Source organism: Burkholderia paludis, assembly GCF_000732615.1.
Classification (GTDB): Bacteria; Pseudomonadota; Gammaproteobacteria; order Burkholderiales; family Burkholderiaceae; genus Burkholderia; species Burkholderia paludis.
This window is the reverse complement of record NZ_JPGL01000016.1, coordinates 71,098-90,986: the sequence shown is the minus strand read 5'-3', so window position 1 is coordinate 90,986 and position 19,889 is coordinate 71,098. Positions and strand designations below refer to the sequence as shown.

The following is a 19,889-nucleotide window of genomic DNA, read 5'->3' as shown; positions in this document are numbered from 1 at the left end:
TTACGCTTCTTCCGGTGCGACCTGCTGCTTCTGCGCGAGCCGGTTTTCGAGGTAATGGATGCTGGTGCCGCCTTCGACGAACTTCGAATCGATCATCAGCTCGCGGTGCAGCGGGATGTTGGTCTGGATGCCTTCGACGACCATTTCCGACAGCGCGATGCGCATCCGGCTGATCGCCTGCTCGCGCGTCGCGCCGTAGGTGATCAGCTTGCCGATCATCGAATCATAGTTCGGCGGCACGAAATAGCCATTGTAGGCGTGCGAGTCGACGCGCACGCCGGGGCCGCCCGGCGTATGCCAGGACGTGATGCGGCCGGGCGACGGCGTGAACTTGAACGGATCTTCGGCGTTGATCCGGCATTCGATCGCATGTCCGCGGAACTGGATGTCGCGCTGGCGCAGCGTGAGCTTCTCGCCGGCCGCGATGCGGATCTGTTCCTGCACGATGTCGACGCCCGTGATCAGCTCCGATACCGGGTGTTCGACCTGCACGCGCGTGTTCATCTCGATGAAGTAGAACTCGCCGTTTTCGTACAGGAACTCGAACGTGCCGGCGCCGAGGTAGCCCATCTTCTTGCAGGCGTCCGCGCAGCGGTCGCCGATGCGGTCGATCAGGCGGCGCGGGATGCCCGGCGCCGGTGCTTCCTCGATCACCTTCTGGTGGCGGCGCTGCATCGAGCAGTCGCGCTCGCCCAGCCAGATCGCGTTCTTGTACGCGTCGGACAGCACCTGGATCTCGATGTGACGCGGGTTCTCGAGGAACTTTTCCATGTACACCTGCGGGTTGCCGAACGCACGGCCGGCTTCCTCGCGGGTCATGTTGACCGCATTGACGAGCGCGGCCTCGGTGTGCACGACGCGCATGCCGCGCCCGCCGCCGCCGCCGGCCGCCTTGATGATGACCGGATAGCCGACCGCGCGCGCAATCTTGACGATCTCCTTCGGATCGTCCGGCAACGCGCCTTCCGAACCCGGCACGCATGGCACGCCGGTCTTGATCATCGTCTGCTTGGCGGTGACCTTGTCGCCCATCATGCGGATCGTTTCCGGGCGCGGGCCGATGAACGTGAAGCCCGACTGCTCGACGCGCTCGGCGAAATCGGCGTTTTCCGACAGGAAGCCGTAGCCGGGGTGGATCGCCTCGGCGTCGGTGACTTCCGCGGCGCTGATCAGCGCCGGCATGTTCAGGTAGCTCAGGTTCGACGGAGCCGGGCCGATACAGACGGCTTCGTCCGCGAGGCGCACGTACTTGGCTTCCTTGTCGGCTTCCGAGTAGACGACCACCGTCTTGACGCCGAGCTCGCGGCACGCGCGCTGAATACGCAGCGCGATTTCACCGCGGTTGGCAATGAGGATTTTTTCAAACATAGCGAGTATTCGTCTCTTCGAGGGGCGCGCGAACGGCGCCTGGCGAGCATCGGCGGCGCGCGGCCCGCAGGCCGCGCGGCGGGCTTAGCCGATCACGAAAAGCGGCTGGCCGTATTCGACTGCCTGGCCGTTCTCGACGAGGATTTCCTTGATCACGCCGGCCTTGTCCGACTCGATCTCGTTGAGCAGCTTCATCGCTTCGATGATGCAGATCGTCTGGCCTTCCTTGACCGTGTCGCCGACCTGGACGAACGGGTCCGCGCCCGGCGACGGTGCGCGATAGAACGTGCCGACCATCGGCGACGTCACGACGTGGCCCTGCGGAGCGGCCGGTGCGGCGGCACCGCCTGCGGCCGGCGCGGCAGCGCCGTCGGTCGGCAGCGCGACCGACGGGACCGGCGCGCTGACCTGCGGGGCATACCCAGCCGTCGGCTGCACGTAGACCGGCGGCGCGTTCTTGACGATGCGCACCTTGCCTTCGCCTTCCGTCACTTCCAGCTCGGAGATGCCGGATTCGGAAACGAGGTCGATCAGAGTTTTCAGCTTACGAAGATCCATCGGGAATTCCCCTTTCAATACGTGAAAGCGCCGGTTTAGCGGCCGGCGCTCAATCTAGATCGCGAAATCAGCCGCGCGACGCGCCTTGCAGCTTGTCCAGCGCGTACTCGAGCGCGTACAGATAACCTTTCCAGCCGAGCCCGCAGATCACGCCTTCGGCCTGGTCGGAAAAGTAGGAGTGGTGCCTGAACGCTTCGCGACGATGCACGTTCGACAAGTGAACCTCGACGAACGGAATGCCAACGCCGGCGATCGCGTCCCGGATCGCGACGCTCGTGTGCGTATACGCGGCCGGATTGATCAGGATGAAATCGGTCTGTTCTTCCCGCGCGGCCTGAATGCGGTCGACCAGCGCGCCTTCATGGTTGCTCTGGAACGACGACAGTTCGGCACCGGCTTCCCGGGCACGGGCGGCAAGCGCCTGATCGATCTGCGCCAGCGTGACGCGGCCGTACACCTCCGGTTCCCGGGTGCCGAGAAGGTTCAGGTTGGGGCCGTGCAGCACCAGCAATCGTGTCATGGTCGCTTCTATTTCTGCGGAATTGCGCGAACTTTAGCGCTATTTAGAGAAATTTGTCTAGTTTCGCCGAACGGCCGGGCGTTCCGGGCCTGAGGGAATTGCCGGTACGGATGCAAAGTGTCGGCGAATTCACGCGAAATTGCGGCGATCGACGGACAAATGGCCGCCAACGCACGTACAGCCGTTCGGGCAGGTTACAGCGCGTCGAGCGTCTTTTTCAGCTCGGCCGGCTGGATTTGCCCTAATTTTGTCTCGCGAATCTTGCCGGTTTCGTCGATGACGACCGTAAACGGCAGCGCGCCGGCGGTATTTCCGAAATTCCGGGCCAGATCGGCGCCTGCATATCCGCTGACGAAAACCGGATAGTCGACCTTCACCTTCTGCAGGAAGTTCTTCACGTTCTGCCCGGAATCGACGCCGATTCCGATGAAACGGATGCCCTTCTGCTTGTACTGGTGCGACAGCGCGACGAGCTCGGGCATCTCCTCGACGCACGGACCGCACCATGACGCCCAGAAATTGACCACGACCTTCTGGCCCTTGAAGGCGGCCAGCGAGGCCGGCTTGCCGTCGACATCCGTGAGCGATGCCGCCCACAGCTGCTCGACCGGGCTGCCGTGCGCGGCGGGCGCGGCGACGGCGACGCCGTCACCGTCGCCGGGAGCGCCGCGGAACCAGTGGCCGGCGGCGATCCCGCCGGCAACGGCGGCGGCCGCGACTACCGCGAGCGCCATCATGCGTTTCATTGTCATCGTTGAATCATTCCGGTTCGGAAGGGGCGTCGCCTGCTTCGACGAGCGCGCGCAGCGCCGCGGCATCCGCACGGGCGACCCGGCCGCGCGCGTCGGCCTTGACCGCGCCGCGCAGGTCGTCGCTCGCATAGAGCGCGAGGTGGATGCCGATCGCGTCCACGTCGCGCCGCGGGCGCCACAGGAAGCTCAGCGTCTCGACGTCGCCGCGGCCCGCGAAGTGCCGCGTCTCGGATACGTCGTACTGGACGTTCTGGTTCAGCAGGTAGATTGCGACGTCCTTCGGGTTATCGGTAAATGCCTGCAAATGGATGTCCGAATGCGCGTTCGCGGTGCCGTTCAGCACGGCGCCCGTCACATACGGGTTGAACTCGGCGAGCCGGCGCATCCATTCCAGCGCGACCTCGCGCAGGCGGCGCAGCTCGTCCGGCTGCGTGTCGCTCTGGAACAGGGCGAGGTACGCGTGCAGTTCTTCCTCGATCTGGTCGTTATCCGGCAGCCATTCGCCGGCAACGCGCGATTCGCCGAGCAACTGGCGCGCGGCCTTGCGTTTCGCGCCGGCGTAGTCCAGGCCGTCCTCCGCGATCAGGCGGGCGGCGGACTGGGCGATTTCCTCGCGGACGCGCCGCGGGTCGACAAGAGGTTTGCGAGACATGATCCGGCAATCATACTCGATCGCCGCAGCGCCCGAGCGCAGGTGCGGCGGCCTGCCGCCGGGCGCGCCGGCGCCGTTCGCGGACATCGTTCGGGCCGCCGGGCACGGCAGGCCGTCAGTTACAATAGTGTTCTTTGTGTCGCGGCAACCGCCGTCGAACGGGCACCGGTCGCACGGCGTGTCCGGCGCGCCGCAGACGCAATCTTTCCGAATCGACGGCGCCCCGGCGGCGCGAAAGCATTCATCTATGCACATCCACATTCTTGGCATCTGCGGCACCTTCATGGGCGGTCTCGCCGTACTCGCACGCGAGGCGGGCCACACGGTGACGGGTTGCGACGCGGGCGTCTATCCGCCGATGAGCACGCAGCTCGAAGCGCAGGGCATCACGCTGACCGAGGGCTACGGCGCCGAGCAGATCGACCTGAAGCCGGATCTCTTCGTGATCGGCAACGTCGTCACGCGCGGCAATCCGCTGATGGAAGCGATCCTCGATCGCGGCCTGCCGTACGTGTCGGGCCCGCAGTGGCTGGGCGAACACGTGCTGGCCGGCAAATGGGTGCTGGCGGTCGCGGGGACGCACGGCAAGACGACCACGTCGTCGATGCTCGCGTGGCTGCTGGAGGACGCAGGCCTGAACCCGGGCTTCCTGATCGGCGGCGTGCCGCTGAACTTCGGCGTGTCGGCGCGGCTCACCGATTCGAGCTTCTTCGTGATCGAGGCCGACGAATACGACACGGCGTTCTTCGACAAGCGCTCGAAGTTCGTCCACTATCGGCCGCGCACCGCGGTGCTGAACAATCTTGAGTTCGATCACGCCGACATCTTCCCGGATCTCGCCGCGATCGAGACGCAATTCCACCATCTCGTGCGTACCGTGCCCGGAGTCGGCCGGATCGTCACGAACGGCCGGTCGGACGCGCTCGAGCGCGTGCTGGCGCGCGGCTGCTGGAGCGAGGTCGAGCGGTTCGGCGTCGACGGCGGCTGGCAGGCGCTGCCGGCCGAGGACGGCGTGCCGGTCGACGAGCGTTTCGCCGTGTATGCGCAGGCCGGGCGCGTCGGCGAAGTCGCCTGGCAGGTGCAGGGCGATCACAACCGGATGAACGCGCTCGCGGCGATCGCCGCCGCGCGCCACGTCGGCGTGCCGCCCGCGCAGGCCGCCGCGTCCCTCGCGTCGTTCCGCAACGTGAAGCGCCGCATGGAAGTACGCGGCAGCGTGGACGGCGTGACCGTCTACGACGACTTCGCGCACCATCCGACCGCGATCGAAACCACGATCGCAGGCCTTCGTGCGCGCATCGGCCGCAAGCATGCCCGCATCCTCGCCGTACTCGAGCCGCGCTCGAATACGATGAAGCTCGGCGTGATGAAGTCGCAATTGCCGGCGAGCCTGGCCGACGCCGATCTCGTGTTCGGCTACGGCGCACCGGCGGGGCGCGACGCGCTCGGCTGGAATCTTGCCGAGGCGCTGGCGCCGCTCGACGACCGCGCACACGCGTTCGACGATCTTCACCTGCTGGTAAAGGCGGTCGTCGGGGCCGCCCGGCCGGGCGACCACGTACTCGTGATGAGCAACGGCGGCTTCGGCGGCGTGCACCAGAAGCTGCTCGACGCGCTCGGGAGCCGCACGTGATCCTGTATCTGCACGGCTTCCGGTCGTCGCCGGAATCGCAGAAGTCGCGGCTGCTCGCCGCGCGCATGGCCGAGCTCGGCCGCACGGACGAGTGGCGGTGCCCGTCGCTGTCGGTGTCGCCGCTCGATGCGATCGCGTTGGCCGAAGCGGAAGTGGCGGGCGCGCGCGACGTGACCGTCATCGGCAGCTCGCTCGGTGGTTACTACGCCACGTGGCTGGCCGAAAAGCACGGCTGGAAGGCCGTGCTGCTGAATCCGGCCATCGTGCCGCAGCGCGATCTCGAACAGCATCTGGGCGAGCAGCCGCTATGGCACGGCGGCGGCACGATCGTCGTCGAGCGCCGTCACCTGCACGAGCTCGACGCGCTGCGCGTGCCGGCGATCACGCGTGCCGACCGCTACTATCTGTTCGCGGCCACCGGCGACGAAGTGCTCGATTACCGCGAGATGCTGGCCCATTACCCGGGCGCGAAGACGCGCGTGATCGAAGGCAGCGATCATGGAATCAGCGAATTTGCCGACTATGTCGACGACGTTCTCGCGTTTTGCGACGGAAAAGCGTCATAACCCGGCCCCGTGCCGATCGAATCCCCATCATCATGCGGCGCCGCCGATGCGGTGCCCGGCAGTCTGAACGAGAGTACTGAGTGAACGTTTTCTTCGAGGAATCGGGCAGTTTCAAGGCGGGCAGCGTGCTGTCGCGCCAGGGCGACGCATTTCAGGTCGAGTTGCCCGGCGGGCGGCGTGCGAAGGTGCGCGCGAAAGACGTGCTGATCGAATTCGAGAAGCCGGCCGCGAGCGAACTGATGCAGGAGGCCGACACGGCCGCGCAGCAGATCGATCTGGACTTCCTGTGGGAGTGCGCGCCGTCCGACGAGTTCGCGTACACGGCGCTGGCCGAGGAGTACTTCGGCACAGCGTACGGCCCGGTCGAGCGCGCGGCGCTGGTGCTGCGGCTGCACGGCTCGCCCGTGTACTTCCGCCGCAAGGGGCGCGGCCAATACCAGCGCGCACCGGAGGAGCAGCTCAAGATGGCGCTCGCGTCGCTCGAGCGCAAGCGCCAGCAGGCGCTCGTCCAGGTGCAGTATGAAGAGGAACTGAAGGCCGGCAAGCTGCCGGAAGCGTTCGCGGGCAAGGTGCTCGGGCTGCTGACGCGGCCGGACAAGAACGCGATCGAATACAAGGCGATGGAAGCGGCGGCCGGCGCGCGCGGCGTGTCGCCGGCGCGGCTGATGCTCGATTGCGGCGGCATCGCGTCGCCGCGTGCGCTGCACGAGGCACGCTTCCTCGCGGAATTCTTCCCGCACGGCACGGGCTTTCCGCCCGTCACGGTCGGTGCGCTGCCGGACGACCTGCCGCGCGCGGACGTCGAGGCGTTCTCGATCGACGACGTCACGACGACCGAAATCGACGACGCGTTCTCGGTCGAGCACCTGTCCGACGGCCGGGTGCGGATCGGCGTGCACATCGCCGCGCCGGCGCTCGGCATCGTGCGCGGCGACGCGGTCGATGCGATCGCGCGGGCGCGCCTGTCGACGGTCTACATGCCGGGCGACAAGATCACGATGCTGCCGGACGACGTCGTCGACGTGTTCACGCTGAAGGAAGGCGATTACCGTCCGGCGCTGTCGCTGTACATCATCGTCAACCGCGACACGCAGGAGATCGTCGCGAACGAGACGCGCGCCGAGCTCGTGTTCGTGAAGAACAACCTGCGCCACAACACGCTCGACGAGCTCGTCACCGAAGAGACGCTCGCGGCCGGCACCGGCGACTATCCGCACAAGGACGACATCGCCGTGCTGTGGCCGCTCGCGCAGGCGCTGTTCGAGAAGCGCCAGCTGGCGCGCGCGGGCTACGGCCTGAAGCGTGAAGTGCAGCGCAATACCGACTACAACTTCTACGTCGAAGGCGAGCACGTGTCGATCACGCCGCGCCGCCGCGGGTCGCCGCTCGACCTGATCGTGTCGGAACTCGCGATTCTCGCGAACTCGACCTGGGGCGCGTTCCTGCACGATCACACGGTGCCCGGCATCTACCGCTCGCAGCGGGGTTTCGGCGCACCGGGCCCGAAACGCACGCGGATGCAGACGACGGCCGCGCCGCACGAAGGCCTCGGCGTGCCGCAGTACGCATGGAGCACGTCGCCGCTGCGCCGCTACGTCGACCTCGTGAACCAGTGGCAACTGCTCGCGTGCGTGCAGCACGGCGTCACCGCGAAGCTCGCCGCGCCGTTCAAGCCGAAGGACGCCGATCTGTACGCGGTCGTCCAGGGCTTCGACGATACGTATACGGCCTATGCCGACTACCAGCGCCGGATGGAATATTTCTGGTGCCTGCGCTGGCTCGCGCAGGAGCAGAAGAAGCAGGTCGTCGCGAGCGTCGTGAAGGGCGATCTCGTGCGCCTCGAGGAGATTCCGCTGCTGCTGCACGTGCCGGGGCTCGGCGTGCATGCGCGCGGCACGCGCGTGCTGCTCGACGTGATGTCGCTCGACGAGCTGACGATCGAGGCGTCGGTGCGGCTGCTGAACGTGCTCGACGCGCCGACCGTGACGAGCGGCGATGCGCCGGAAGAAGAGGATGAAGCGGAAAGCGGCGACACGCTGATCGACGCGGAAGACGCCACCGCGGAGACCGAGGCGGAAGCGCTGGCCGAAGCGGACGGCGCGACGGCGGACGCTGGCGGCGAAGCCGCGGGCGGCAACGGCAACGACAGCGAGGAGGGGCGCGCATCATGAACGCGGCTGCGTCGACGAGCGGCGCCGACCGCTATGTCGTGTTCGGCAACCCGGTGGCGCACAGCAAGTCGCCGTTCATCCACGAGCAGTTCGCCGCGCAGACCGGCGAGGCGGTTGCGTACACGCACCGGCTTGCGCCGGTCGACGGGTTCGAGGCGGCCGTGCGGGCCTTCGTCGCCGAAGGCGGGCGCGGCGCGAACGTGACGGTGCCGTTCAAGCTCGAGGCGCATGCGCTTGCCGACACGCTGTCGTCGCGCGCGGCGGCGGCGGGCGCGGTGAACACGCTGCGCATCGACGCCGACGGCCGCATCCACGGCGACAACACCGACGGCGCCGGTCTCGTGCGCGACATCGAAACGAATCTCGGCGTGTCGCTCGCGGGGGCGCGCATCCTGCTGCTCGGCGCGGGCGGCGCCGCACGCGGTGTCGTACTGCCGCTGCTCGACCGCGCGCCGCTGTCGATCACGATCGTGAACCGCACCGCCAGCAAAGCCGAAGCGCTCGTCGGCCAGTTCATGCAGGCCGCGCACGATGCGGGCTGCACGCTCGCGGGCGGCGGCCCCGACGTCGTGCGCGCGGAGCCGTACGACGTGGTGATCAATGCGACGGCAGGCAGCCTCGACGCCGCGCTGCCGGAGTGCGACGCGGCCGCGTTCGGTGCGGGCACGCTGGCGTACGACATGATGTACGGCGCGCAGCCGACCGTGTTCATGCAGCATGCGGCGTCGCTCGGCGCGCGCACGGCGGACGGGCTCGGGATGCTCGTCGAGCAGGCGGCCGAATCGTTCTTCATCTGGCGCGGCGTGCGGCCGGACGGCGCGGCGGTGCTGGCCGCGCTGCGCCAGGCGCTCGCGGCAGGCTGAACGGGGCGCGGCAGGTGGCGGCGGTGAGCGGCACGCAGCGTACGCGGACGGCGAGCCCGGCACGCTGGATCGTCTATGCGGGATCGGTGTTCGCGGGTGCGTGGCTCGCGACGCAGCTGTTCTATCTCGCGCAGATCGCGCTGTGGTCGTTCGTGAACCCGGGCTCGACCGCGTTCATGCGCACCGACGCATGGTGGCTGTCGCGCGACACACCGCCCGCGCAGATCCGGCACCAGTGGGTGCCGTACGACCAGATCTCGCGCAACCTGAAGCGCGCGCTGATCGCGTCGGAAGACTCGACCTTCGCGACCAACAACGGCTACGACGTCGACGCGATCCTGCAGGCGTGGGAGAAGAACAAGGCGCGCGGCCGGATCGTCGCGGGCGGCTCGACGATCACGCAGCAGCTCGCGCGCAACCTGTTCCTGTCGCGCGAGAAGAGCTACGTCCGCAAGGGGCAGGAGCTCATCATCACCTGGATGCTCGAAGCGGTGCTCGACAAGGAGCGGATTTTCGAGATCTACCTGAACTCCGTCGAGTGGGGGCGTGGCGTCTACGGCGCCGAGGCGGCCGCGCGCTATTACTACAAGATTCCCGCGAGCCGGCTCGGCGCATGGCAGTCGGCGCGTCTCGCGGTGATGCTGCCGAAGCCGCGCTGGTTCGACGCGCATCGCGGCTCGGCCTACCAGGCGCAGCGCGCGGCGATCATCGCGCGCCGGATGGGCGCGGCCGAGCTGCCGCAATCGGAGTGAACGGCGGCAGCACGCCGCCGCATTGTCCGTTTCGCCGCCCGTGCGCCGTTTGTGCGCTGCAGCGTATTCGTGACGCCCGCATTTCGGGCCATATCCTTTAGACGAATCCGTCTATTTCGTTTTGCTGAGCAATCCCGGCGAGTGCGCGATTTTGCCTGCCGATATGGCACGAAATCGGTGAAAGTTCAGTCGCCGCGAGTCAGTGCGCAGGTCAATGAAAGGCATGTGAAATGCAACGTTTCACGAGTCGAATTATTTCTGAAAGGTGTGCGCCGCACTGCGCATCGGCCAAATATTTCAAAATTTTTCAAAGCTGAAGGGCTCGCGTATATTGGCCAGCGCCTCGGCTTATCGGCCGCAATCGAGGCGGGGGGCGGCGTATCCGGCTGCTCGATACAAAAAACATCCGAGAGAAGGAAAGCAACGATGCCAGCGAGCAAAGCGAAGCTGTTGTTGGGAGTGGTGTTTTCTTCGCTGATTCTGACGGCCTGCAACGACGACGTGACACCGTCCGCCGCTGCCAGCGCCGACAGCTCAGCCGATCCCGCCAGTCTGGTGGACACGGCGTACAACGATCCGAACAGTTATTCGTCGAGCGCGAACGCGTCGCTCGACGCATCCGCCGCGGTTGAAAAGGCCGCCGTCACGCATCACCAGATCACGCTGAACGGCAAGACCATCCATTACACGGCCACGGCCGGCCACCTCGTCGCGCGCAATCCGCAGACGGGCGCGCCCGAAGCGTCGTTCTTCTATGTCGCGTACACGGCGGACAACCAGCCCGCGGCGAAGCGGCCCGTCACGTTCCTGTACAACGGCGGCCCCGGCTCGGCATCGGTGTGGCTGCATCTCGGCTCGTTCGGCCCGCGCCGGATCCAGACGGGCGACCCGAACGCGAACACGTCGAACTTCCCGTTCGTCGACAACCAGGAAAGCCTGCTCGACACGACCGACCTCGTGTTCGTCGACGCGATCGGCACCGGCTTCTCCGAAGCGATCGCACCGAACACGAACCAGACGTTCTGGGGCGTCGACCAGGATGGCGGCGCGTTCCGCGATTTCGTGACGCGCTACCTGAGCGTGAACCAGCGCAACGACTCGCCGAAATACCTGTTCGGCGAATCGTACGGCACGCCGCGCACCGACGTGCTCGCGAACCTGCTCGAGACGGCCGGCGTGAAGCTCGCGGGCATCGTGTTGCAGTCGTCGATCCTGAACTACAACACCAACTGCGACATGGCGAGCGACTATGTCGGCAACTCGAACAACGGCTCGAGCCCGGTGAGCTGCGCCGGCTTCGTGCCGTCCTACGGCACCGTCGGCGCGTATTACCAGCTCGACAATCCGAATCCGTCGAGCCTGCCGCAGTATGCCGACCAGATGCGCCTGCTGACGGCCGGCAGCTATTCGCCTGCCGTGAACGCGTACCTGGCGAGTCATACGGCGCCGCCGCCGAGCCTCGTCACGACGATGGCGAATTCGACCGGCGTGAAGCAGGCGCTGTGGAACGCGAACTTCAACGTGATCCCGACCTTCTTCGACAACAGCTTCCAGCTGTCGCTGATTCCGGGCACGCTGCTCGGCCGCTACGACGCGCGCGTGAACGTGCCGGTATCGAGCCCGCTCGCGTCGGGCGGCGATCCGTCGAGCACGTACATCACGCAGCCGTTCACCGACACGATCGGCCAGTACCTGCCGAACGAGCTGAAGTACACCGCGCAGTCGGCGTATTCGCTGAGCAGCAACGCGATCAATACGTGGGACTGGACGCACGACGGCCTCGCGATGCCCGACACGATCCCCGATCTGGCGGCCGCGCTGACGCTGAACCCGTCGCTGAAGGTGCTGTCGCTGAACGGGTATCACGACATCGCGACGCCGTTCTACCAGACCGAACTCGACCTCGCCCGGCTCGGGACGCAACCGAACCTGACGATCAAGGACTATCAGGGCGGACACATGGTCTATCTCGACGATACGTCGCGGCCGCAGGAGAAGGCCGACCTCGTGACCTTCTACAACGCGGTCGCGCACTGACGCGATGCGCGAGACCGGCGGCAGGCGCCCGTGGCGCCGCCCGCCGGCCGTCGACGACCTCATTCCTGACTGGAGCCTGATATGAAGAATCGTTTCATCGTCGTTGCCGCGGCGCTCGCATGGGCCGGTGCCGCAACATCCGTATCCGCGTTCGCGCAGGCGAGCGACACCGCCGTGCCGGCGCGGGCGCGCCAGGCGCAGCTCGGCGATCCGTACGTGCCGCCGGCCGCGCGCAAGGCGACTGCCGGCACGCAGACGACGGGCGCGGCGCTGCATGCGCAGGTGGTGCGCAAGCTCGCACGGCAGTTCAGCGCGGCCGACACGCAGAACACCGGTTCGATCACCGAATCGCAGGCGCGCGCGGCGGGCCTCGGCTATGTCGCGAACCACTTCCGGCAGATCGATTCCGGCGGCAGCGGCCGCGTGTCGTTCGCGGACGTACAGCGCTACATGCAGGCACGCAGCACAAGCCAGCAGTAAGCGCGGCGCGCGGTGAGCAAACGGGGGCGGAACCTGCGATACGGCGGGTTCCGCCCCCTTGCGCATGGTGCCGCCGTCATGTCGCGGACGCGGCGGATCATGGCCGGATTCTCATTATCTGGACAATGCATTCAAATATTGGAGGCGCGTTCACGCGCTCCTACAATCCGAAGCACATCGACGGCTTCGGACCCACGCATCGCGCGGCGCCCGACGCACACGGAGACACATTCCATGAAGTTCGCCGGGCGTTTTACTCGGTGCATCGACCGCCGCCTCGTGGCCATGCCGGACGCGGTTCCGGCGTCGCGCGAGCGGCTTCACCGATTCCGTTGAAGAAGCCCGTTCCATGACCAAGATGCCCGACTCCCTTGTACTCGACGCCCGGCGCGCGACGCCGGACGGTGCGTCGCTCACCGACAGCATCGGCGCGACCAGCACGCCGCTCGATCTTGCCGCCCAGCAGGCCGGCACGCAGACGCTGCTGCGCGGCCTCGCGATCCTCGAGGCGATCGCGAACGGCGCGCGCGACATGCGCGCGATCGGCGCCGCGCTCGGCACGACGCGCAGCACGACGCACCGCCTCGTCAGCAGCCTCGTGCAGGCGCGCTACCTGCGGCAGGTGCAGGGCGGCTACCTGCTCGGCCCGAAGCTGATCGAACTCGGCACGATCGCGCTCGAACAGATGCCGCTCACCGCCGTGGCGCGTCCGCACCTCGAAGCGCTCGCGGAAGCGACGCTCGACACGATCCACCTCGGCGTGCGCGACGGCGACGACGTGCTGTATATCGACAAGATTCCCGGCACGCGCGGCCTCGAGATGCGCTCGCGGGTCGGTCACCGGATGCCGCTCGCGTCGACCGGCATCGGCAAGGCGATGATGCTCGACCTCGATCCCGACCTGTGGAGCACGCTGTTCGAGGCCGCGCGGCGCGCGCTGGCCGGCGTCAACTTCAAGCCGGACAACCGGCCCGAGACGAGCGCGTTCCTGCAGCGCATGGCCCATTACGCGGCCGGCGGCTACACGTTCGACCTCGAGGAGAACGAGGCGTCGATCCGCTGCGTGGCCGCGCCGATCCGCGACGCGTCGGGCGCGATCGTCGCGGCCGTGTCGGTGGCGAGCACGATTCCGTACATGCCGCACGACCGGATGGACGAACTGATTCCGCTCGTGCAGCGCGAAGCGCGAGCCATTTCCGCGGAACTGGGCTGGAGCCCGCCGCAGGGTACCCGCAGGATCAAACGATGACGATTTCGACCCGGCCCGTTCCGGATTCCAGTTCCGCTTCCCCGTCGCTGATCGCGCTCGACTGGGGCACGACGTCGCTGCGCGCGTATCTGTACGACGCGCACGGTGCGATCGTCGACACGCGCAGCCGCGCGGCGGGCGTGATGCACGTGCCGGGCGGCGGCGCGCGCGCATTCGACGCGGTGTTCGAGGAAGCGTGCGGCGACTGGCTCGACCGTACGCCCGGCCTGCCGGTGCTCGCGGCCGGCATGGTCGGCAGCGCGCAGGGCTGGCGCGAGGCGCCGTACGTCGCGGTGCCGGCCGGCGCCGACGCGCTCGTCGCGGGCCTCATCACGGTGACGTCGTCGCGCGGCGCGACGGTGTCGATCGTGCCGGGCGTCATCGCGACGGGCGAATTGCCCGACGTGATGCGCGGTGAAGAAACGCAGATATTCGGCGCACTCGCGAACGATCCCATGCTTGGCGCCGATCGTTCAGGGCTACTGATCGGATTGCCGGGCACCCACGCAAAATGGGCGTGGGTCAGGGGCGGGCTGATCGAGCGCTTCCAGACCTTCATGACGGGCGAGTTGTTCGCGGTGCTGCGCGACCACACGATCCTCGGCCGCACGATGCGCGCGAGCGTGTCGCCCGATCGCGCGGCGTTCATGCGCGGCGTCTCGGTCGCGCGCGGGGCGCAGCGCACGGGGCTGCTCGCGACGATTTTCAGCACGCGCACGCTCGGCCTGACCGACCGGCTCGCACCTGATGCGCAGGGTGACTATCTGTCCGGCCTGCTGATCGGCCATGAACTCAATGCGCTCGACGCGATGCTCGCGGAGCGCGGCATCGCGCTCGCGGACCAGCCGCTGCGGCTGATCGGCGACGACGGTCTGTGCGCGCGCTACGTCGATGCGCTCCAGGAATTCGGCCATCCGCATTCGCAGGTCGTCGCGCATGCGACCGAACGCGGCCTGTGGCGGATCGCGTCGCGCGCCGGGCTCGTGCGCACCGATGGCGAACCCGCCTTCGCCGACCAATGAACCGCTTGCAGAGGAACCCCGTCATGCCGTCCGACCTTACGTTGCCCGCGCCGTACACCCCCCACGCCGGGCTGATGCGCGCCTTCGACACGTGCCCGCTGATCGCGATCCTGCGGGGGATCACGCCCGCCGAAGCCGCGGACCACGGCCATGCGCTCTACGAAGCCGGTTTCCGGATCGTCGAGGTGCCGCTCAACTCGCCGGCCCCGTTCGACAGCATCGCGGCGCTGCGGCGCGCGCTGCCCGACGATGCGGTCGTCGGCGCGGGCACCGTGCTGCGCGCGGAATACGTGGATCGCGTGCAGGACGCGGGCGGTGCGCTGATCGTGATGCCGCACAGCGACGCGGCCGTGATCCGCCGCGCACGCGAGCGCGGCCTCGCGAGCGCACCGGGCGTCGCGACGCCGACCGAAGCGTTCGCGGCGCTCGCGAACGGCGCCGACGTGCTGAAGATGTTCCCGGCCGAGCAGCTCGGCGTGCCGGTCGTGAAGGCGTGGCGCGCGGTGATCGACCGCGCGGTGCCGCTGATTCCGGTCGGCGGCATCCTGCCCGACAACATGCAGCCGTTCCTTGCGGCCGGCGCGAACGGCTTCGGGCTCGGCTCGGCGCTGTACCGGCCCGGCCAGGCGGCCGACGCGACCGCGGCGAACGCGCGTGCGTTCCAGGCCGGCTGGCGCGCCGCGCGCGGCGGAGCCGCATGATGGGCCGCCTCGCGGGCAAGGTTGCGATGGTGACGGGCGCGGGCCGCGGCATCGGCGCCGCGATCGCCCGCGCGTTCGCCCGCGAGGGCGCGGCCGTGGCGCTCGTCGACCTCGACTTCCCGCAGGCGCAGCACACAGCCGCCGCGATCGCGCACGACACCGACGGCGCGCGCGTGCTGCCGCTGCAGGCGGACGTCGCGCTGCAGGCGTCGGTGCATGAAGCCGTCGCGCGGACGGAGTCGGCGTTCGGTCCGCTCGACGTGCTGGTGAACAACGCGGGCATCAACGTGTTCGCCGATCCGCTGACGATGACCGACGACGACTGGCGCCGCTGCTTTGCGGTCGATCTCGACGGCGTGTGGCACGGCTGCCGCGCGGCGCTGGCCGGCATGGTCGACCGCGGTCGCGGCAGCATCGTCAACATCGCGTCGACGCACGCATTCAGGATCATCCCGGGCTGTTTTCCGTACCCGGTCGCGAAGCACGGCGTGCTGGGCCTCACGCGTGCGCTCGGCGTCGAATACGCGGCGCGCAACGTGCGCGTGAACGCGATCGCGCCGGGCTACATCGAGACGCAGCTCACGCGCGACTGGTGGGACGCGCAGCCCGATCCGGCCGCCGCGCGCGCCGCGACGCTCGCGCTGCAGCCGATGAAGCGGATCGGCCGGCCGGAGGAGGTCGCGATGACGGCCGTGTTCCTGGCGTCCGACGAGGCGCCCTTCATCAATGCCGCATGCATCACCGTCGACGGCGGGCGCGCGGCGCTGTACCACGACTGACGCGACGATTCGAAAGACCGCACGTGCGACGGCCGCGCGCACGCTGCGTCGAAACCAACAAGCGGCTGCATCCTGTTCGATGAAGACAAGGAGACACTGGAGATGAGACGCAGAACGTTCGTAACGCTGGCCGCCGCGGCCGCGGTGGTGATCGGGAGCCCGCTTGCGCACGCGGCCGATCCGGTCAAGATCGGCTTTCTCGTGAAACAGCCGGAAGAGCCGTGGTTCCAGGACGAGTGGAAGTTCGCGGAGATCGCCGCGAAGGAAAAGGGCTTCACGCTCGTGAAGATCGGCGCGCCGTCGGGCGAGAAGGTGATGAGCGCGATCGACAACCTGTCCGCGCAGAAGGCGCAGGGTTTCATCATCTGCACGCCCGACGTGAAGCTCGGGCCGGGCATCGTCGCGAAGGCGAAGTCGCACGGCCTGAAGATGATGACGGTCGACGACCGCCTCGTCGACGGCGCGGGCAAGCCGCTCGAGTCGGTGCCGCACATGGGGATCTCCGCGTACAACATCGGCAAGCAGGTCGGCGACGGCATCGCGGCCGAGATCAGGAAGCGCGGCTGGGACATGAAGGACGTCGGCGCGATCGACATCACCTACGAGCAGTTGCCGACCGCGCACGACCGCACGACCGGCGCGACCGATGCGCTGGTGGCCGCGGGCTTTCCGAAGGCGAACGTGATCGCGGCGCCGCAGGCGAAGACCGACACCGAGAATGCGTTCAACGCGGCGAATATCGCACTCACGAAGAACCCGCAGTTCAAGCACTGGGTCGCGTACGGCCTGAACGACGAGGCCGTGCTCGGCGCGGTACGCGCGGCCGAAGGGCGCGGCTTCAAGGCGGACAACATGATCGGCATCGGCATCGGCGGCTCCGACTCGGCGCTGAACGAGTTCAAGAAGCCGCAGCCGACCGGCTTCTACGGCACCGTGATCATCAGCCCGAAGCGCCACGGCGAGGAAACCTCGGACCTGATGTACACGTGGATCACGCAGGGCAAGGCACCGCCGCCGCTGACGCTGACGACCGGCATGCTCGCGACGCGCGACAACGTGTCGAAGGTGCGCGACGAGATGGGGCTCGCGTCGAAGTAAGCGTCCCGCCGGCTGCCGCGGCGATGCGGCGGCCGGCGGTCGATCGATCCGGATGTGGGGAGACGACGTGTCAGCTGCACTGCGTTTTGACAATATCGGCAAGGTCTTTCCCGGCGTGCGCGCACTCGACGGCATTTCGTTCGACGTGCACGCGGGCGAGGTGCATGGCCTGATGGGCGAGAACGGCGCGGGCAAGTCGACGCTGCTCAAGATTCTCGGCGGCGAATACCAGCCCGATGCGGGCAGCGTGCTGGTCGACGGCCGGCCCGTGCAGTTCGCGAATGCGGCCGCGTCGATCGCGGCCGGCGTCGCGGTGATCCACCAGGAGCTGCAGTACGTGCCGGACCTGACGGTCGCGGAAAACCTGCTGCTCGGCCGCCTGCCGAACGCGTTCGGCTGGGTGCGGAAGCGCGAGGCGAAGCGCTACGTGCGCGAGCGGCTCGCGGCGATGGGCGTCGATCTCGATCCCGACGCGAAACTCGGGCGGCTGTCGATCGCGCAGCGGCAGATGGTCGAGATCTGCAAGGCACTGATGCGCAACGCGCGCGTGATCGCGCTCGACGAGCCGACCAGCTCGCTGTCGCATCGCGAGACCGAGGTGCTGTTCAAGCTCGTCGACGACCTGCGTGCGCAGGGCCGCGCGCTGATCTACATCTCGCACCGGATGGACGAGATCTACCGGCTGTGCGATGCGTGCACGATCTTCCGCGACGGGCGCAAGATCGCGTCGCATGCGTCGCTCGGCGAGGTGCCGCGCGAACGGCTCGTCGCCGAGATGGTCGGGCGCGAGATTTCGGATATCTACCACTACGCGCCGCGCGCGCTCGGCGACGTGCGGTTCTCGGTCGAAGGCATCGACGGCCCGGCGCTGCGCGAACCCGCGAGCTTCGCGGTGCGCGCGGGCGAGATCGTCGGGTTCTTCGGGCTGGTCGGCGCGGGCCGCAGCGAACTGATGCGGCTCGTGTACGGCGCGGACCGCCGGCGCGCGGGCGTGCTGACGCTCGACGGCGCGCACATCGACGTGAAGCGCACCGGCGACGCGATCCGCCACGGCATCGTGCTGTGCCCCGAGGACCGCAAGGAAGAGGGGATCATCGCGATCGCGTCGGTCGCGGAGAACATCAACATCAGTTGCCGCCGCCATTCGCTGCGCGCCGGGCTCTTCCTCAACCGCAGGGCCGAAAGCGAGACGGCCGACCGCTTCATCCAGCGGCTGAAGATCAAGACGCCGAGCCGGCGCCAGAAGATCCGCTTCCTGTCGGGCGGCAACCAGCAGAAGGCGATCCTGTCGCGCTGGCTCGCGGAGCCCGACCTGAAGGTCGTGATCCTCGACGAGCCGACGCGCGGGATCGACGTCGGCGCGAAGCACGAGATCTACGACGTGATTTACCGGCTCGCGGAGCGCGGCTGCGCGATCGTGATGGTGTCGTCGGAACTGCCGGAAGTGCTCGGCGTGTCCGACCGCATCGTCGTGATGCGCGAAGGCCGGATCGCGGGCGAGTTGCCGCGCGGGCAGGCGAACGAGCACGCGGTGCTGAGACTCGCGTTGCCGCAGACGAGCGCCGCGCAGGCGGCGTGACGCGGCGCACGACATTCGAATCGACCAGGCGCGGCGCGGGCCGCGCGATGCAGGAGCAGGAGACGCCATCATGCAAGTCAGGGAAAACCTCGCCAGCGCTGCCGCGAAGCCGTCGGTCGACGCGCTGGTTCCGCAACAGAACGAACGCCAGAAGTGGTGGCAGCATCTGACCGAATACAGCCTCATCGCGATCTTCGCGGTGATGTTCGTGACGATGTCGCTGACGGTCGATCACTTCTTCTCGATCGACAACATGCTCGGCCTCGCGCTGTCGATCTCGCAGATCGGCATGGTCGCGTGCACGATGATGTTCTGTCTCGCGTCGCGCGACTTCGACCTGTCGATCGGCTCGACCGTCGCGTTCTCGGGCGTGCTGTGCGCGATGGTGCTGAACGCGACGGACAACACGTTCGTCGCGATTGTCGCGGCGGTCGCGGCCGGCGCCGCGATCGGCTTCGTGAACGGCGCGGTGATCGCGTACCTGCGCATCAACGCGCTGATCACGACGCTCGCGACGATGGAGATCGTGCGCGGGCTCGGCTTCATCGTGTCGAAAGGGCAGGCGGTCGGCGTGTCGTCGGACACGTTCATCGCACTCGGCGGGCTCACGCTGTTCGGCGTGTCGCTGCCGATCTGGGTCACGCTGCTGTGCTTCATCGCGTTCGGCGTGCTGCTGAACCAGACCGTGTACGGCCGCAACACGCTCGCGATCGGCGGCAACCCCGAGGCGTCGCGGCTCGCGGGGATCAACGTCGAACGCACCCGCGTGTATATCTTCCTGATCCAGGGCGCGGTGACGGCGCTCGCCGGCGTGATCCTCGCGTCGCGCATCACGTCGGGCCAGCCGAACGCCGCGCAGGGCTTCGAGCTGAACGTGATCTCCGCGTGCGTGCTCGGCGGCGTGTCGCTGATGGGCGGCCGCGCGACGATTTCGGGCGTCGTGATCGGCGTGCTGATCATGGGCACGGTCGAGAACGTGATGAACCTGCTGAACATCGACGCGTTCTACCAGTACCTCGTGCGCGGCGCGATCCTGCTCGCGGCCGTGCTGCTCGACCAGCTGAAGAACCGCGGCGTGCGCGACTGACCGGGCGGGCCGACATGGAGAC

At 67.9% G+C, this 19,889-nt stretch carries 19 protein-coding genes; 14 read left to right on the top strand and 5 right to left on the bottom strand.

Annotated elements, in window-relative coordinates; translation table 11 throughout:
• The 5 genes from accC to GQ56_RS0112125 form a co-directional block, all read right to left on the bottom strand.
• The gene (gene accC / locus GQ56_RS0112145; RefSeq protein ID WP_031398915.1) at positions 1-1,368 is read right to left on the bottom strand and encodes an acetyl-CoA carboxylase biotin carboxylase subunit; all 1,368 of its coding nucleotides are present in this window, start codon (positions 1,366-1,368) and stop codon (positions 1-3) included.
• A gap of 84 nt (positions 1,369-1,452) precedes the next feature.
• On the bottom strand, positions 1,453-1,926 hold the full coding sequence (gene accB / locus GQ56_RS0112140; RefSeq protein WP_031398914.1) for an acetyl-CoA carboxylase biotin carboxyl carrier protein: 474 nt from the start codon (positions 1,924-1,926) through the stop codon (positions 1,453-1,455).
• A 67-nt stretch (positions 1,927-1,993) separates the two neighbouring features.
• Positions 1,994-2,446: a type II 3-dehydroquinate dehydratase gene (aroQ, locus tag GQ56_RS0112135; RefSeq protein WP_027783493.1), complete on the bottom strand. Its 453-nt coding sequence runs from the start codon at positions 2,444-2,446 to the stop codon at positions 1,994-1,996.
• 194 nt (positions 2,447-2,640) lie between these two features.
• Positions 2,641-3,198, bottom strand: a complete 558-nt coding sequence (locus GQ56_RS0112130) for a TlpA family protein disulfide reductase (RefSeq protein ID WP_031398913.1) — start codon at positions 3,196-3,198, stop codon at positions 2,641-2,643.
• Between the two features lie 7 nt (positions 3,199-3,205).
• The gene (locus GQ56_RS0112125; RefSeq protein ID WP_031398912.1) at positions 3,206-3,850 is read right to left on the bottom strand and encodes a hypothetical protein; all 645 of its coding nucleotides are present in this window, start codon (positions 3,848-3,850) and stop codon (positions 3,206-3,208) included.
• A gap of 247 nt (positions 3,851-4,097) precedes the next feature.
• Between GQ56_RS0112125 and mpl the strand changes: the two genes are divergently transcribed.
• The 14 genes from mpl to araH all read left to right on the top strand — a co-directional run bounded on the left by mpl (position 4,098) and on the right by araH (position 19,867).
• Positions 4,098-5,483, top strand: a complete 1,386-nt coding sequence (gene mpl, locus GQ56_RS0112120) for a UDP-N-acetylmuramate:L-alanyl-gamma-D-glutamyl-meso-diaminopimelate ligase (RefSeq protein ID WP_031398911.1) — start codon at positions 4,098-4,100, stop codon at positions 5,481-5,483.
• Positions 5,480-6,049: a YqiA/YcfP family alpha/beta fold hydrolase gene (locus tag GQ56_RS0112115; RefSeq protein WP_031398910.1), complete on the top strand. Its 570-nt coding sequence runs from the start codon at positions 5,480-5,482 to the stop codon at positions 6,047-6,049. The genes mpl and GQ56_RS0112115 overlap by 4 nt, the downstream gene beginning before the upstream one ends.
• A gap of 80 nt (positions 6,050-6,129) precedes the next feature.
• On the top strand, positions 6,130-8,220 hold the full coding sequence (locus GQ56_RS0112110) for a ribonuclease catalytic domain-containing protein (RefSeq protein WP_031398909.1): 2,091 nt from the start codon (positions 6,130-6,132) through the stop codon (positions 8,218-8,220).
• Complete coding sequence (gene aroE, locus GQ56_RS0112105; RefSeq protein ID WP_031398908.1) at positions 8,217-9,083, top strand: shikimate dehydrogenase; 867 nt, start codon at positions 8,217-8,219, stop codon at positions 9,081-9,083. The genes GQ56_RS0112110 and aroE overlap by 4 nt, the downstream gene beginning before the upstream one ends.
• 14 nt (positions 9,084-9,097) lie before the next feature.
• Positions 9,098-9,835, top strand: a complete 738-nt coding sequence (mtgA, locus tag GQ56_RS0112100; protein WP_031398907.1) for a monofunctional biosynthetic peptidoglycan transglycosylase — start codon at positions 9,098-9,100, stop codon at positions 9,833-9,835.
• Between the two features lie 426 nt (positions 9,836-10,261).
• Entirely contained in the window at positions 10,262-11,872 is a 1,611-nt protein-coding gene (locus GQ56_RS0112095) for a S10 family peptidase (RefSeq protein ID WP_031398906.1), read from the top strand.
• Between the two features lie 81 nt (positions 11,873-11,953).
• Entirely contained in the window at positions 11,954-12,352 is a 399-nt protein-coding gene (locus tag GQ56_RS0112090; protein WP_031398905.1) for an EF-hand domain-containing protein, read from the top strand.
• A 349-nt stretch (positions 12,353-12,701) separates the two neighbouring features.
• On the top strand, positions 12,702-13,601 hold the full coding sequence (locus GQ56_RS0112085; RefSeq protein WP_031398904.1) for an IclR family transcriptional regulator: 900 nt from the start codon (positions 12,702-12,704) through the stop codon (positions 13,599-13,601).
• Positions 13,598-14,623 (top strand): 2-dehydro-3-deoxygalactonokinase, encoded by a 1,026-nt coding sequence (locus tag GQ56_RS0112080; protein ID WP_031398903.1) that lies wholly within the window; start codon positions 13,598-13,600, stop codon positions 14,621-14,623. The genes GQ56_RS0112085 and GQ56_RS0112080 overlap by 4 nt, the downstream gene beginning before the upstream one ends.
• 23 nt (positions 14,624-14,646) lie before the next feature.
• Positions 14,647-15,324 carry a 2-dehydro-3-deoxy-6-phosphogalactonate aldolase gene (locus GQ56_RS0112075; protein ID WP_031398902.1) on the top strand — a complete coding sequence of 226 codons (678 nt, stop codon included), beginning with the start codon at positions 14,647-14,649 and terminating at the stop codon, positions 15,322-15,324.
• A complete protein-coding gene (locus tag GQ56_RS0112070; RefSeq protein WP_031398901.1) occupies positions 15,324-16,103 on the top strand; it encodes an SDR family oxidoreductase in 780 nt (259 codons plus the stop codon). Before GQ56_RS0112075 ends, GQ56_RS0112070 begins: the two co-directional genes overlap by 1 nt.
• Before the next feature lie 102 nt (positions 16,104-16,205).
• A complete protein-coding gene (locus GQ56_RS0112065) occupies positions 16,206-17,201 on the top strand; it encodes an arabinose ABC transporter substrate-binding protein (protein WP_031398900.1) in 996 nt (331 codons plus the stop codon).
• Positions 17,202-17,268: 67 nt separating this feature from the next.
• The gene (gene araG / locus GQ56_RS0112060; RefSeq protein ID WP_031398899.1) at positions 17,269-18,780 is read left to right on the top strand and encodes an L-arabinose ABC transporter ATP-binding protein AraG; all 1,512 of its coding nucleotides are present in this window, start codon (positions 17,269-17,271) and stop codon (positions 18,778-18,780) included.
• A gap of 70 nt (positions 18,781-18,850) precedes the next feature.
• Positions 18,851-19,867 carry an L-arabinose ABC transporter permease AraH gene (gene araH / locus GQ56_RS0112055; RefSeq protein ID WP_031398898.1) on the top strand — a complete coding sequence of 339 codons (1,017 nt, stop codon included), beginning with the start codon at positions 18,851-18,853 and terminating at the stop codon, positions 19,865-19,867.
• The last annotated feature ends 22 nt before the right edge of the window (positions 19,868-19,889 follow it).

Bases quoted from the DNA above. Each gene is read 5' to 3' on its own strand.
- accC (WP_031398915.1), bottom strand. From the start codon at position 1,368: ATGTTTGAAAAAATCCTCATTGCCAACCGCGGTGAAATCGCGCTGCGT.
- accB (WP_031398914.1), bottom strand. From the start codon at position 1,926: ATGGATCTTCGTAAGCTGAAAACTCTGATCGACCTCGTTTCCGAATCC.
- aroQ (WP_027783493.1), bottom strand. From the start codon at position 2,446: ATGACACGATTGCTGGTGCTGCACGGCCCCAACCTGAACCTTCTCGGC.
- GQ56_RS0112130 (WP_031398913.1), bottom strand. From the start codon at position 3,198: ATGACAATGAAACGCATGATGGCGCTCGCGGTAGTCGCGGCCGCCGCC.
- GQ56_RS0112125 (WP_031398912.1), bottom strand. From the start codon at position 3,850: ATGTCTCGCAAACCTCTTGTCGACCCGCGGCGCGTCCGCGAGGAAATC.
- mpl (WP_031398911.1), top strand. From the start codon at position 4,098: ATGCACATCCACATTCTTGGCATCTGCGGCACCTTCATGGGCGGTCTC.
- aroE (WP_031398908.1), top strand. From the start codon at position 8,217: ATGAACGCGGCTGCGTCGACGAGCGGCGCCGACCGCTATGTCGTGTTC.
- GQ56_RS0112095 (WP_031398906.1), top strand. From the start codon at position 10,262: ATGCCAGCGAGCAAAGCGAAGCTGTTGTTGGGAGTGGTGTTTTCTTCG.
- GQ56_RS0112090 (WP_031398905.1), top strand. From the start codon at position 11,954: ATGAAGAATCGTTTCATCGTCGTTGCCGCGGCGCTCGCATGGGCCGGT.
- GQ56_RS0112085 (WP_031398904.1), top strand. From the start codon at position 12,702: ATGACCAAGATGCCCGACTCCCTTGTACTCGACGCCCGGCGCGCGACG.
- GQ56_RS0112080 (WP_031398903.1), top strand. From the start codon at position 13,598: ATGACGATTTCGACCCGGCCCGTTCCGGATTCCAGTTCCGCTTCCCCG.
- GQ56_RS0112075 (WP_031398902.1), top strand. From the start codon at position 14,647: ATGCCGTCCGACCTTACGTTGCCCGCGCCGTACACCCCCCACGCCGGG.
- GQ56_RS0112070 (WP_031398901.1), top strand. From the start codon at position 15,324: ATGGGCCGCCTCGCGGGCAAGGTTGCGATGGTGACGGGCGCGGGCCGC.
- GQ56_RS0112065 (WP_031398900.1), top strand. From the start codon at position 16,206: ATGAGACGCAGAACGTTCGTAACGCTGGCCGCCGCGGCCGCGGTGGTG.
- araH (WP_031398898.1), top strand. From the start codon at position 18,851: ATGCAAGTCAGGGAAAACCTCGCCAGCGCTGCCGCGAAGCCGTCGGTC.